The following is an 11,822-nucleotide window of genomic DNA, read 5'->3' on the forward strand; positions in this document are numbered from 1 at the left end:
CGATACGTGGTGCAAAGCGTTCGGTGCGTTCCGCGCAGTGCTTTCCGCTCAGTGCAATCCGTTCTACCAACAAAAACGGGGCTCGGTGAGGAGCCCCGTTTTTGTTGCAGCGTCACCGAGACTACCGGAGTATTCGCTGCAACGAACCACGCAATACCTGCGATCGTCAGATCTCAATCAGGCTGCAACGGCGGCTTTCACCTGCTTCACGATCGCAGCAAAAGCAGCCTTGTCGAACACCGCCATGTCGGCCAGCACCTTGCGGTCGAGTTCGATCGAAGCCTTCTTCAGGCCGTTGATGAACACGCTGTACGTCATGTCGTGCTGACGCACCGCCGCGTTGATACGCGTGATCCACAGTGCGCGGAACACACGCTTCTTGTTGCGGCGATCGCGGTAGGCGTACTGGCCAGCGCGCATGACCGCCTGCTTGGCGATGCGGTAGACGTTGTTGCGGCGGCCGCGGTAACCCTTGGCCAGATTGATGATCTTCTTATGGCGGGCCCGTGCGGTAACCCCACGTTTGACTCGAGGCATGTTTCGCTCCTATGAGTGTCGGTTAAGGGTTAGGCGAACGGCAGCATCGCGCGTACGGAGTTCAGATCGGAATCATGAACTGCCGTGGCGCCGCGCAGGTGACGCTTGTTCTTGGTGGTCTTCTTGGTAAGAATGTGGCGCTTGAAGGCTTGACCGCGCTTGACGGTACCGCCCGGACGAACCACGAAGCGCTTCGCAGCGCTCTTCTTGGTCTTCATCTTCGGCATGGCAACTACTCCATTATTTGATGGACATGGGTGTGCGGCTGACTCCGCGGTTGCCCCGGCTCGCGCCGCGGCAGACTGCTTCGTCCTGAACCCGCCCTTCGAAACCCACTCCACTTGGTATGCAGCCAGTCGCGACATCCGACCGCTGCGCTTCAAAAGAACCACCTGCTCTCGCGGTGCTTCCCTGAAACCTGTGCTGCCCCGCATTCAGCTTTGGCGCCGGTGGTTCGCGGTGGTTCGACAGGAACCCTGCAACCGGCACCGCACGCGTGCGAACGACAGCTTCAATCCTCGACATACAACACACCACCCCGCACGCGAGCCGTCTTTCGACCGGCCGCCGCGCGCTGTCCCGATGAGACGGGCGGCTTTACTTCTTCTTTTTCGGCGCGAGCACCATGATCATCTGGCGCCCTTCCATCTTCGGCATCTGCTCGACCTGACCGAATTCGTCGAGGTCGGTACGCAGACGCTCCAGCATGCGCATGCCGATTTCCTGGTGGGCCATTTCGCGGCCGCGGAAACGCAACGTGATCTTCGTCTTGTCGCCCTCTTCCAGGAAGCGAGTCAGATTGCGCAGCTTGACGTTGTAGTCACCGTCGTCGGTACCCGGGCGGAATTTGACTTCCTTGACCTGGATGACCTTCTGCTTCAGCTTCGCCTCGTGCTGCTTCTTCGCTTCCTGATACTTGAACTTGCCGTAATCCATCAGGCGGCACACGGGGGGCACGGCCTGCGGGGCAATTTCAACCAGATCGACGTCCTGCTGTTCCGACATGCGGAACGCATCGGCCAGTTTCACGATGCCGAGCGGCTCATTGTCGATTCCGACGAGGCGCACTTCGGGCGCAGAGATTTCGCCGTTGATGCGATGCGACTTATCCGTAGCGATGTTGTGTTTCCTCTAAAAATTGAAAAAAACGAGCCGCGCTGCCGAAGTGGCTCACCGGAACGACTGCACGTCTTCCTGCAGACGCTCGACGAAGGCATCGACCGGCATCACACCCAGATCGACACCGCCACGGGCACGCACGGCTACCGTTTGTGCTTCACGCTCCTTGTCGCCGACCACAAGCAGATACGGCACCTTTTCGAGCGTGTGCTCACGTATTTTATAGCTAATCTTCTCGTTGCGCAAATCAGTCGCCACTCTAAGCCCTTGTTTTTGCAACGTTTGAGCGACAAGATGCGCGTATTCGGCCTGATTTTCCGCGATATTCATCACCACGGCCTGCGTCGGGGCGAGCCATGACGGCATTGCACCAGCGTGGTGCTCGATCAGGATCCCGAGGAAGCGCTCCATTGATCCGACGATTGCCCGGTGCAGCATGATGGGCCGGCGACGGCTGTTGTCTTCCGCCACGTATTCCGCGCCGAGACGCTCCGGCAGCACCATGTCGAGCTGCAGCGTGCCGCACTGCCACGAGCGGCCGAGCGCGTCCTTGATGTGGTACTCGACCTTCGGGCCGTAGAACGCGCCCTCGCCGGCCAGCTCTTCCCACGTCACGCCGCACGCGCGCAGCGCCTCGCGCAGGCCTTCTTCCGCGCGATCCCACGTTTCGTCGGTGCCGGCGCGCGAATCCGGGCGCAGCGACAGCTTGATGTCGATGTGCTCGAAGCCGAAGTCCTTGTACACGCTCATCGCGAGCGTGTTGAACGCGATCGATTCGCTGATGAACTGGTCTTCGGTACAGAAGATGTGCGCGTCGTCCTGCACGAAGCCGCGCACGCGCATCAGCCCGTGCAGCGCGCCCGATGCCTCGTTGCGATGGCACGAGCCGAACTCCGCGTAACGTAGCGGCAGATCGCGGTACGAGCGCAGCCCGTGGTTGAACACCTGCACGTGCCCCGGACAGTTCATCGGCTTGATCGCATAGTCGCGCTTCTCCGATTCCGTCGTGAACATGTTCTCGCGATAGTTCTGCCAGTGGCCCGACGCTTCCCACAGCGACCGGTCCATGATCATCGGCGTCTTGATCTCGAGATAGCCCGCCGCGTTCACGCGACGGCGCATGTACTGCTCGACCTGCTGCCACAGCGTCCAGCCCTTCGGGTGCCAGAACACCATGCCGGGCGACTCGTCCTGCATATGGAACAGGTCGAGCTGCTTGCCGAGCTTGCGATGGTCGCGCTTCTCGGCTTCTTCCAGCATGTGCAGGTACGCGTCCTGATCTTCCTTCTTCGTCCACGCGGTGCCGTAGATGCGCTGCAGCTGCTCGTTCTTCGCGTCGCCGCGCCAGTACGCGCCCGCGAGCTTCATCAGCTTGAAGACCTTCAGCTTGCCCGTGGACGGCACATGCGGACCGCGGCAAAGGTCCGTGAAAGCGCCGTGCGAGTACAGCTTGATTTCGTCGCTGGCGGGAATCGATTCGATGATCTCGGCCTTGTACTTCTCGCCGATGCTCTTGAAGTAGTCGACGGCTTCGTCGCGCGACACCACGCGGCGCGATACCGGCTCGTCTTTCTTCGCGAGCTCCTGCATGCGCTTCTCGATCTTCTCGAGGTCTTCCGGCGTGAAGGGACGGCTGTACGCGAAGTCGTAGTAGAAGCCGTTGTCGATCACCGGACCGATCGTGACCTGCGCGTCGGGATACAGGTCCTTCACCGCGTACGCGAGCAGGTGCGCCGTGGAGTGGCGGATGATGTCGAGGCCGTCCGCGTCCTTCTCCGTCACGATCGCGAGCGACGCGTCGCGATCGATCAGCGCCGACGTGTCGACCAGCTCGCCGTCGATCTTGCCGCCGAGCGCCGCCTTCGCGAGGCCGGGGCCGATCGATGCCGCCACTTCGGCGACGGTCACCGGATGTTCGTACTGTCGAACTGAACCGTCAGGCAGACGTATCGATACCATTTCGTTCTCCGTGGTGCCGGCGGCGGCACCTGCTTAACTGGTTGACCAAGCTGGTTGAGAAAAGCCGCGAGTAAAAAAAATGCGGCCCCGCTTTCGAGGGGCCGCATTCACATTTTCAACACACCGCCGGTACTGCTGTGGCGGACAAGGCGAAAGAGGTCCTCGACTAGCGTCGCTCCGAAGTGGTTTCGGTCAACGTTCGCGGTGTCATAACCTGTCTTTGCCTCGCGCTGCGCGCCTCTCGACGAACAGCAAGTACAGCTTGCGAAACCCCGGCACCTGCACATACCACCACCGGGTTTTCAGTTTTCGTTGGTAGGCTCGATTGGACTCGAACCAACGACCCCCACCATGTCAAGGTGGTGCTCTAACCAGCTGAGCTACGAGCCTGCGAAGAAACGAGATTATATGGAGCCCTCGAATGCTTGGCAAGTGTTTTTATGCACGGACATGATGAATAGCGAGCGATGCGAAACGCTGCGTCCACGCGTGTCCCACATCACGCCTTGCGCGTCGCGCGCACGACGCCCGTCACTTCGCCGAGCAGCGTGCACGCGCGCTGGATCTGCGCCGAGCTCGACACCTCGACGGTGAACTGCATGAACGCCGCGTTGCGCCGGCTCTGCGTCTTCACGCCGATCACGTTCATCTTCTCGCGCGCGAACACTTCGGAGATGTCGCGCAAGAGGCCCTGACGGTCGCTCGCCTCGATCGCCAGATCGACCGGATACACCGAGTGCCCGCGCCCGCTCATCACGTCCGCGGACCACGTGGTCTGCAGCACGCGCTCCGGCGCGCGCTCGGCCATCCGCCTGAACGTCGGGCAGTCCGCGCGATGGACCGACATGCCCTTGCCACGCGTGACGAAACCGCGGATGTCGTCCGGCGGCGCGGGACGGCAGCAGCGCGCGAGCTGCGTGAGAAGCGCATCGACACCGACGACCAGCACGCCCGTCGACGCGCCCTGCGCGACGCTCGCACCGCTGCTGCGCTTCTCGAATTGCTCCGGCGCCTCGACGTCCGCTTCCGCGGGCGGCGGCGCGTCGTGCAGCGCCTGCTCCACCAGCCGCAGGCTGAACTCTTCCTTGCCGACGACGAGGAACAGGTCGTCGGGCGACTTGAAGCCGAGCTTCGCCGCGAGCTGGTCGAGATTGACCGACGTTTTGCCCTCGCGCTGCAGCGTCTTTTCGACCATCGAGCGGCCGGCACCGATGGTGGCTTCGAGATCGACCGCGTTGAACCACGCGCGCACTTTCTGACGCGCGCGTGCGCTGTGCAGATAGCCGAGCTGCGGGTTGAGCCAGTCGCGCGATGGGCCGCCCTCCTTCACCGCGACGATCTCGACCGTCTGGCCGTTCTGCAACGGCGTATCGAGCGGCACCATCGCGCCGTCGACGCGCGCGCCGCGGCACCGGTGCCCGAGCTCGCTGTGCAGGTGATACGCGAAATCGAGCGGCGTCGCGCCGACCGGCAGCGCGATCACGCGCGCCTGCGGCGTCAGCACGTAGATGTGGTCGTCGTCGAGCGTCGCCTGGCGCAGTTGCTCCCACGGCTGGCCCCGCTGCGACGGGTCGCCGCGCTCCGACACGTCGTCCTTCCACGCAAGCAGTTGCCGCAGCCACGCGATCTTCTCGTCGTACTTCTCGTTCGCGGCGAAGTTGCCGCCGTAGCCGCGCACGCCGGCTTCCTTGTAGCGCCAGTGCGCGGCCACGCCGTACTCCGCGAACTGATGCATCTCCTGCGTGCGGATCTGCACCTCGAACGCGCGCCCGTCGTCGCCGATCACGACCGTATGCAGCGACTTGTAGCCATTCGGCTTGGGCCGCGAGATGTAGTCGTCGAACTCCTTCGGCACCGGTTGCCACAGGTGATGGACGATGCCCAGCACTGCGTAGCAATCCTTGATGTCCTGCACGATCACGCGGAATGCGCGCACGTCGTAGAGCTCGGCGAAGTCGAGATCCTTGCCGTGCATCTTGCGCCAGATGCTGTAGATATGCTTCGGGCGCCCGCTCACTTCCGCCGGGATATGCGCGGCGGCCAGTTCGCGCTCGAGCCGCGCGATCGCTTCGGCCACGTAGGTTTCGCGCTCGACGCGCTTCTCGTCGAGCAACTTCGCGATGCGCTTGTAGGTGACCGGCTCCTGGAAGCGGAACGCGAGGTCTTCGAGTTCCCACTTCAGCTGCCAGATGCCGAGCCGGTTCGCGAGCGGCGCGTAGATGTCGAGCGTCTCGCGCGCGACATCGGGCGAAGGCGTCACTTTCGCCGCGGCGTAGTAGCGCATCGACTGCAGGCGCGACGCGAGCCGGATCAGCACCACGCGAATGTCCTGCGCGAACGCGAGCAGCATCTTGCGCAGCGCCTCGACCTGCGCGCGGCGCGCGGCCTCCGCATCGCGGCCCGCTTCGGGCAGCGCGTTCTGCGCGGCGCGCAGGCTGACCGAGCCGAGCCGGAGCAGCTTGCGCACATTCGCGACAAGTTGCTCGACCTCTTCGCCGAAACGCTCGGCAATGACCCGCTCGGGCTCTTCGAGATGCGGCGTCAGCGCGAACAGCGCGGCGGCGACCACCGCCGGCGGATCGACGTTGAGCGTGCTCACGATCGCGGCCGTGCCCGCCGCGTGATCGGCCAGCAGTTCGCCCGACGCGAGCCGCGCGTCGCCCGCGTGCTCGCGCACGAACGCCAGCACGTCGTCGAACGACTGCGTGGGGGGTGGATTCGCTTCAGGCGCGGCAGTGACGGAATCGATGCTCATGACATGCTTCGCCCGCCGGCAGACGGACGAGGTGCGACGTGAAACGGAAAAATCAGCTCTTCTGCGCGGCCACGACGACGATCTCGACGAGGCACGCCGGGTTCGCGAGCTTCGATTCGACGGTTGCGCGCGGCGGCGTCGCACCCTGCGCGACCCACGTATCCCACACCGCGTTCATGCCGGCGAAGTGCACCATGTCCGAGATGTAGATCTGCACGGACAGCAGATGCGCCTTGTCGCTGTTCGCTTCCGCGAGCAGGCGGTCGATGTGGCCGAGCACTTCCTGGGTCTGGCCGGTGATGTCCTGGTTCGTGTCTTCGGCGATCTGCCCGGCGAGGTAGACCGTGCCGTTATGCACGGCGATTTCCGAAAGACGCGCGCCGACGTGATGACGGGTGACTGCCATGGTGTGTCCTGTTCGTTGAGTTCGTGGATGCAAGTTCGCTGATGCAATGACGGGCATCGCGCAAGCCTTCGCCGCGCGCAGCTTTCTATTATGACGCGTTCGGATGGCGGATCGCTTACCCGATGAAGAAACGCCGGGCGATGCCGATCTGATAGTCGTCGAGGAATGCGGGCGCGTGCCCGACGCCGGGAATCTCGACGCTCGACACCGCGTTGCCGCGCGCCACCATCTGCTGGACCGTATCGCGCGACAGCAGATCCGACTGCTCGCCACGCACCACCAGCAGCGGCCCTTCGATCGATTCGACCGAACGCCACAGCGCCGCTTCGCCGAGCGCCGCGAGTTCGGGCGTGGTCGCGGAGAACGGCTGCGCGATGCGCGGATCGTAGCGGAACTGCCATGCGCCATCGCGCTCGCACAGCAGCGGCGTGTTGATCTCGCGCCATTCGTCCGCGGAGAGCGGACCGAACGTCGCAGCGAGCGCCGCCGCGTGATCGACACCTTCCTGCAGCGAAGCGAACCGCGCGGGTTTGCCGAGATATTCGCCGATCCGCTTCACGGCCTCGGGCTCCAGATGCGGACCGACGTCGTTCAGCAGCATCCGGCGGACCGGCGAATGCTGCAGGCCACCGAGCGCGAGCCCGATCAATCCGCCCATCGACGTGCCGAACCAGTCCACTTCATCCACCCCGAGCCGCGCGATCAGCGCGACCATGTCGGCCACGTATTGCGGCACCGCGTAGAAATTCGGATCGGCGAGCCAGGACGACTGCCCGCGCCCGACCACATCCGGGCACACCACGCGGTAGGTATCGGCGAATTCGGCAGCGAGCCGGTCGAAATCGCGGCCCGAGCGCGTGAGCCCATGCACGCACACCAGCACGCGCGGATTCGACGGATCGCCCCACTCGGTGTACGCAACGCGATGCAGGCCGGCGGGACTCGCGCATTGCACGAAGCGTTGGCGCGGCAGACGGGCGGCTGGGCTGGTCATCGGAGGTCCTCGCTTGAGAAGTGCACTGCGTACGGTGAATATCGCCGGTCGATTGTAAACGCTTTGACGCAGCGCGCAGATCGGCCGAATGGCCTGGGCGCGGCTTCGATCGAGCGCGAGCGCAGGCGCAAGCGCATGCTCACGCGAGAAGCATCCACAAAAACAAAGCGGGCGAGGTCATCGCTGCCTCGCCCGCCCGTTAGCGCATCATCTCAGCGCTCGACGCGACCCTGCGCAGCCAGCGCCGCGCTACGCCGCATCAATCGCCGTTACAGCTCACTTCACCCCGCTCGCATCCAGCGGCGCCCCCGTCTTCGCCTGGATCTCGTCGACGCTCACGCCCGGCGCCAGCTCGGCGAGCTTCAGTCCGTGTTCCGTCACGTCGATCACGCCGAGATCGGTGATGATCCGGTCGACGACGCCCACGCCCGTCAGCGGCAGTGTGCATTCGCCGAGAATCTTGTGCTGGTCGCCCTTCGCGACATGCTCCATCAGCACGACGACGCGCTTCACGCCCGCGACCAGATCCATCGCGCCGCCCATGCCCTTGATCATCTTGCCCGGGATCATCCAGTTCGCGAGGTCGCCCTTCTGGCTCACCTGCATCGCGCCGAGAATGGCGAGATTGATGTGGCCGCCGCGGATCATCGCGAACGAATCCGCCGACGAGAAGATCGACGAACCCGGCAGCGTCGTCACCGTCTGTTTGCCGGCGTTGATCATGTCGGCGTCGACCTCGTCTTCCGTCGGGAACGGGCCGATGCCGAGCAGGCCGTTCTCCGACTGCAGCCACACTTCGACGCCCTTCGGCACGTGATTCGCCACCAGCGTCGGCAGGCCGATGCCGAGGTTCACATAGAAGCCGTCCTGCAGTTCCTTCGCCGCGCGCGCGGCCATTTCGTCACGATTCCAGGCCATGGTCACTCTCCTTTTGCGCGGACGGTGCGTTGTTCGATGCGCTTTTCCGGATGCGCGTTCAGCACAAGCCGTTGCACGAAGATGCCGGGCGTATGGATCGCATCCGGGTCGAGCTCGCCGACTTCCACGATCTCTTCGACTTCCGCGACCGTGATCTTGCCGGCCATCGCGCACACCGGATTGAAGTTGCGCGCGGTGCGGCGATACACCAGATTGCCGGCCTTGTCGGCCTTCCATGCCTTGACGAGCGCGACGTCCGCCGTCAGCGAGTGTTCGAGCACGTAGTGGTTCTCGCCGAACTGGCGGGTTTCCTTGCCTTCGGCGATCAGCGTGCCGAAGCCGGTGTTCGTGAAGAACGCGGGGATGCCCGCGCCGCCCGCGCGCAGCTTCTCGGCGAGCGTGCCTTGCGGCGTGAATTCGAGCTCGAGTTCGCCGGCCAGGTACTGGCGCTCGAACTCCTTGTTCTCGCCGACGTACGACGAGATCATCTTCTTGACCTGGCGCGTCGCGAGCAGCTGGCCGAGACCGAAGCCGTCCACGCCCGCGTTGTTGCTGATGCAGGTGATGCCCTTCACGCCCGAGTCGCGCAGCGCCGCGATCAGCGCTTCGGGAATGCCGCACAGGCCGAAACCGCCGACCGCGAAGGTCTGGCCGTCCTTGACGATGCCTTCGAGCGCGGCAGCCGCGCCTCCATAGACTTTGTTCATCAGTTGTCCCTTCCTCGACTGGAATTCCGCGGCGAGAACCGCTGCGCGCGCCCACTGCCGGCGCGGCCGCCCTGCGCGGTGCGAATTGTCATTCTAGTCACCTGCGCGCGGCGCTGCGGTGACGGTGCACCGCGACGCCGCCGCGCCCGGCGCACCCCACCTGCCGGACTGGCGATCTGACCGAAAGGGTACGATGCGCGGATGTTGCGGCACAATACGCAAAACTACATACAGGCGGACCCGCATTGCCGCGCTGCACTCGCCGCCAACCTGAACCGCCATGTCTGCCAAAAGCGCCGTCAAACCCGAGCCGCCCGCGCTCGACTACCGCACCGCGTTCCATCTCGCGCCGATCGGGCTCGTGCTCGCGCGCGACCGCATCATGGAAGACTGCAACGACGCGCTCGCGGCCATCTTCCGCTGCACGCGCGAGTCGTTGCTGGGCAAGTCGTTTCAGGTGCTGTATCCGTCGCCGGACGAATTCGAGCGCATCGGCGCACGCATCCGCACCACGATGACCGCGCAAGGCAGCTACGCCGACGACCGCATCATGAAGCGCGCGGACGGCGAGCTGTTCTGGTGTCACGTGACCGGCCGTTCGCTCGATCGCACCGAGCCTCACGCGGCGGGCGTATGGACCTTCGAGGATTTGAGCGCGACACGGCGCGTCGCGGTTGAACTGACGCCGCGCGAACGCGAGATCGCCGCGCAGCTCGTCACCGGCAAGACCAGCAAGCAGATCGGCCGGATTCTCGCGATCAGCTCACGCACGGTGGACGTCTACCGCGCGCGGCTGATGCGCAAGTACGACACGGGTAATGCGACCGAGCTGCTGCAACGGCTGCTCGGGCAGTAAGCGGTAAGCCCCGCAAGTCCCAGCACGCTCAGCCGTTCTTGACGAGCGCCGCGTTCTCGATGGTGGAGCGCAGCAGGTCGGGCATCGCCACCGATTTGCCGGCCGCGTAATCGATCCACACGCAGCGCGCGTTGCCGCGAGCATACAAGGTGTCCGGATCGTCCGCGCGGCGCAGCTCGAAGCCCGTATCGAAGCTGCTGCGCCCGAGCGGGCCGATCGTCATCCTGCCGATCACATCCCCCGGATAGTGCAGCTGCTTCAGAAACTCCATCGACGCATTCACGATCACCGGGCCCTGCCCTTCGTCGTTGCCGCCCAGGATGCCCAGCTGCTCGAACCAAGAGATCCGCACCTGCTCCATGTAGCGGAAATAGACCGTGTTGTTCACATGGCCGAACGCGTCCATGTCACCCCAACGGATCGGCATGCACATCTCGAGAACAGCGTGATACTCGCCCATCACCGCACTCTCGCTCACGACAGCCCGAAACCGTCATCGGCCGCGATGATCGAGCCATTGATGAACTGCGATTCATCGGCGGCGAGCAGCAGCAGCAGGCCGTCGAGATCTTCCGGCCGGCCGACGCGATGGCGCGGCAGCATCGCGACCAGCTTCTGCCCGTGATCCGTCGACCAGTGGTGATGGTTGATCTCAGTATCGATGTAGCCCGGGCAGATCGCGTTCACGTTGATGCCGTGCCTGCCCCATTCCTGCGCCATCGCCTTCGTCATGTGCACGACCGCGGCCTTGCTCATCGAGTACAGGCCGATCTGCGGCAGCACGCGCAGGCCGGCCATGGACGCGATGTTGATGATCCGGTACGGCGGCTTCTGGCCGCCGTTGCCGCGCATCATCATGCGCTTCGCGACTTCCTGCGCGACGAAGAAGGCGCCGCGCGTGTTCGTGTCGAACACGTATTCGAAATCCGCGGGGGTGACTTCGGAGAGCTTCTGCGTGGTGGACACGCCCGAGTTGTTCACGAGGATGTCGATCGTGCCGGCCTCGGTCTCCGCGTGCGCGACAGCCGAGCGGATGCTCTGGTAGTCCGTCACGTCCAGCGACACGACGTGCGCCGCGCCGCCCGATGCCTCGATTTCCGCGCGCAGTTCCTTCAGGCGCTCGGTGCGGCGGCTCGCGAGCACCACCTTCGCGCCCGCCTGCGACAGCACCTGGGCAAAGCGCTTGCCCAGTCCGCTCGACGCGCCCGTGATCAGCGCGACCTTGCCTTCCAGATTGATCGAACGGCCCATTGTCGTTCCTTTGTTCGGTGTTGGTGACAGATGCGGCGATGCCCGCCCGACGCGCCCGGTCGCGCGTTCATCATCAGGGACGATACCGTATCATAAAATAGAACGATCGTGCTAATCGTGTCGCTTCCGGTTGCAGCACCTGTATCGTTCGCTGACAATACGATCCCGAAAAAAGCATTCTAACGGTAAGAGGAGCATCGATGACCCCCGCAAGTCTCATTGAGCAGTACGGCCCGCGCGAATCGATGGAGTACGACGTCGTGATCGTCGGCGGTGGCCCGGCGGGCCTCGCGGCCGCGATCCGCCTGAAGCAGCGCGCG

Annotated in this window: 13 protein-coding genes and 1 tRNA gene; 2 read left to right on the forward strand and 12 right to left on the reverse strand. The window is 64.3% G+C overall.

All coding sequences use genetic code 11. The annotated features are described in order from the left end of the window. Positions 1–177: 177 nt before the first annotated feature. From rplT to DVS29_RS05245, 10 genes are all read right to left on the reverse strand, one after another. Positions 178–537 carry a 50S ribosomal protein L20 gene (rplT, locus tag DVS29_RS05195; protein ID WP_004192938.1) on the reverse strand — a complete coding sequence of 120 codons (360 nt, stop codon included), beginning with the start codon at positions 535–537 and terminating at the stop codon, positions 178–180. 29 nt (positions 538–566) lie between these two features. Beyond that, the gene (gene rpmI / locus DVS29_RS05200) at positions 567–764 is read right to left on the reverse strand and encodes a 50S ribosomal protein L35 (protein WP_004191477.1); all 198 of its coding nucleotides are present in this window, start codon (positions 762–764) and stop codon (positions 567–569) included. Positions 765–1,134: 370 nt separating this feature from the next. Further along, positions 1,135–1,656 (reverse strand): translation initiation factor IF-3, encoded by a 522-nt coding sequence (gene infC / locus DVS29_RS05205; protein ID WP_118179352.1) that lies wholly within the window; start codon positions 1,654–1,656, stop codon positions 1,135–1,137. Between the two features lie 51 nt (positions 1,657–1,707). After that, a complete protein-coding gene (gene thrS, locus DVS29_RS05210) occupies positions 1,708–3,615 on the reverse strand; it encodes a threonine--tRNA ligase (protein ID WP_118179353.1) in 1,908 nt (635 codons plus the stop codon). Between the two features lie 313 nt (positions 3,616–3,928). Further along, positions 3,929–4,005: transfer RNA gene (locus DVS29_RS05220), tRNA-Val, on the reverse strand. Between the two features lie 109 nt (positions 4,006–4,114). Further along, complete coding sequence (locus tag DVS29_RS05225; protein WP_118179354.1) at positions 4,115–6,370, reverse strand: RelA/SpoT family protein; 2,256 nt, start codon at positions 6,368–6,370, stop codon at positions 4,115–4,117. Between the two features lie 52 nt (positions 6,371–6,422). After that, entirely contained in the window at positions 6,423–6,776 is a 354-nt protein-coding gene (locus tag DVS29_RS05230; RefSeq protein WP_118179355.1) for a RidA family protein, read from the reverse strand. Between the two features lie 115 nt (positions 6,777–6,891). After that, positions 6,892–7,770 carry an alpha/beta fold hydrolase gene (locus DVS29_RS05235; RefSeq protein ID WP_118179356.1) on the reverse strand — a complete coding sequence of 293 codons (879 nt, stop codon included), beginning with the start codon at positions 7,768–7,770 and terminating at the stop codon, positions 6,892–6,894. Positions 7,771–8,046: 276 nt separating this feature from the next. Continuing rightward, positions 8,047–8,688, reverse strand: a complete 642-nt coding sequence (locus DVS29_RS05240; protein ID WP_118179357.1) for a CoA transferase subunit B — start codon at positions 8,686–8,688, stop codon at positions 8,047–8,049. A 2-nt stretch (positions 8,689–8,690) separates the two neighbouring features. Then, on the reverse strand, positions 8,691–9,395 hold the full coding sequence (locus DVS29_RS05245; protein WP_118179358.1) for a CoA transferase subunit A: 705 nt from the start codon (positions 9,393–9,395) through the stop codon (positions 8,691–8,693). A gap of 280 nt (positions 9,396–9,675) precedes the next feature. Here DVS29_RS05245 and DVS29_RS05255 point away from each other — a divergent pair, with 280 nt between their 5' ends. Continuing rightward, entirely contained in the window at positions 9,676–10,251 is a 576-nt protein-coding gene (locus DVS29_RS05255) for a PAS and helix-turn-helix domain-containing protein (RefSeq protein ID WP_118179359.1), read from the forward strand. A 28-nt stretch (positions 10,252–10,279) separates the two neighbouring features. On the opposite strand, the gene DVS29_RS05260 is transcribed toward DVS29_RS05255, so the two are convergent. Together DVS29_RS05260 and DVS29_RS05265 are read right to left on the reverse strand one after the other, a co-directional pair. Then, positions 10,280–10,711, reverse strand: a complete 432-nt coding sequence (locus DVS29_RS05260) for an acyl-CoA thioesterase (protein ID WP_118179389.1) — start codon at positions 10,709–10,711, stop codon at positions 10,280–10,282. 14 nt (positions 10,712–10,725) lie between these two features. Next, complete coding sequence (locus DVS29_RS05265; RefSeq protein WP_118179360.1) at positions 10,726–11,502, reverse strand: SDR family oxidoreductase; 777 nt, start codon at positions 11,500–11,502, stop codon at positions 10,726–10,728. A 200-nt stretch (positions 11,503–11,702) separates the two neighbouring features. Here DVS29_RS05265 and DVS29_RS05270 point away from each other — a divergent pair. After that, positions 11,703–11,822, forward strand: a 120-nt coding sequence (locus DVS29_RS05270; protein ID WP_118179361.1) for an FAD-binding protein, incomplete at its 3' end; no start/stop codon positions are given.

Origin of the sequence: Paraburkholderia phosphatilytica (assembly GCF_003443895.1) — a bacterium.
Lineage (GTDB): Bacteria > Pseudomonadota > Gammaproteobacteria > Burkholderiales > Burkholderiaceae > Paraburkholderia > Paraburkholderia phosphatilytica.

What these genes read in the sequence shown, in the direction of transcription:
- rplT (WP_004192938.1), bottom strand. Translation starts at nt 537, where the DNA reads ATGCCTCGAGTCAAACGTGGGGTTACCGCACGGGCCCGCCATAAGAAG.
- rpmI (WP_004191477.1), bottom strand. Translation starts at nt 764, where the DNA reads ATGCCGAAGATGAAGACCAAGAAGAGCGCTGCGAAGCGCTTCGTGGTT.
- thrS (WP_118179353.1), bottom strand. Translation starts at nt 3,615, where the DNA reads ATGGTATCGATACGTCTGCCTGACGGTTCAGTTCGACAGTACGAACAT.
- DVS29_RS05225 (WP_118179354.1), bottom strand. Translation starts at nt 6,370, where the DNA reads ATGAGCATCGATTCCGTCACTGCCGCGCCTGAAGCGAATCCACCCCCC.
- DVS29_RS05230 (WP_118179355.1), bottom strand. Translation starts at nt 6,776, where the DNA reads ATGGCAGTCACCCGTCATCACGTCGGCGCGCGTCTTTCGGAAATCGCC.
- DVS29_RS05235 (WP_118179356.1), bottom strand. Translation starts at nt 7,770, where the DNA reads ATGACCAGCCCAGCCGCCCGTCTGCCGCGCCAACGCTTCGTGCAATGC.
- DVS29_RS05240 (WP_118179357.1), bottom strand. Translation starts at nt 8,688, where the DNA reads ATGGCCTGGAATCGTGACGAAATGGCCGCGCGCGCGGCGAAGGAACTG.
- DVS29_RS05245 (WP_118179358.1), bottom strand. Translation starts at nt 9,395, where the DNA reads ATGAACAAAGTCTATGGAGGCGCGGCTGCCGCGCTCGAAGGCATCGTC.
- DVS29_RS05255 (WP_118179359.1), top strand. Translation starts at nt 9,676, where the DNA reads ATGTCTGCCAAAAGCGCCGTCAAACCCGAGCCGCCCGCGCTCGACTAC.
- DVS29_RS05260 (WP_118179389.1), bottom strand. Translation starts at nt 10,711, where the DNA reads ATGGGCGAGTATCACGCTGTTCTCGAGATGTGCATGCCGATCCGTTGG.
- DVS29_RS05265 (WP_118179360.1), bottom strand. Translation starts at nt 11,502, where the DNA reads ATGGGCCGTTCGATCAATCTGGAAGGCAAGGTCGCGCTGATCACGGGC.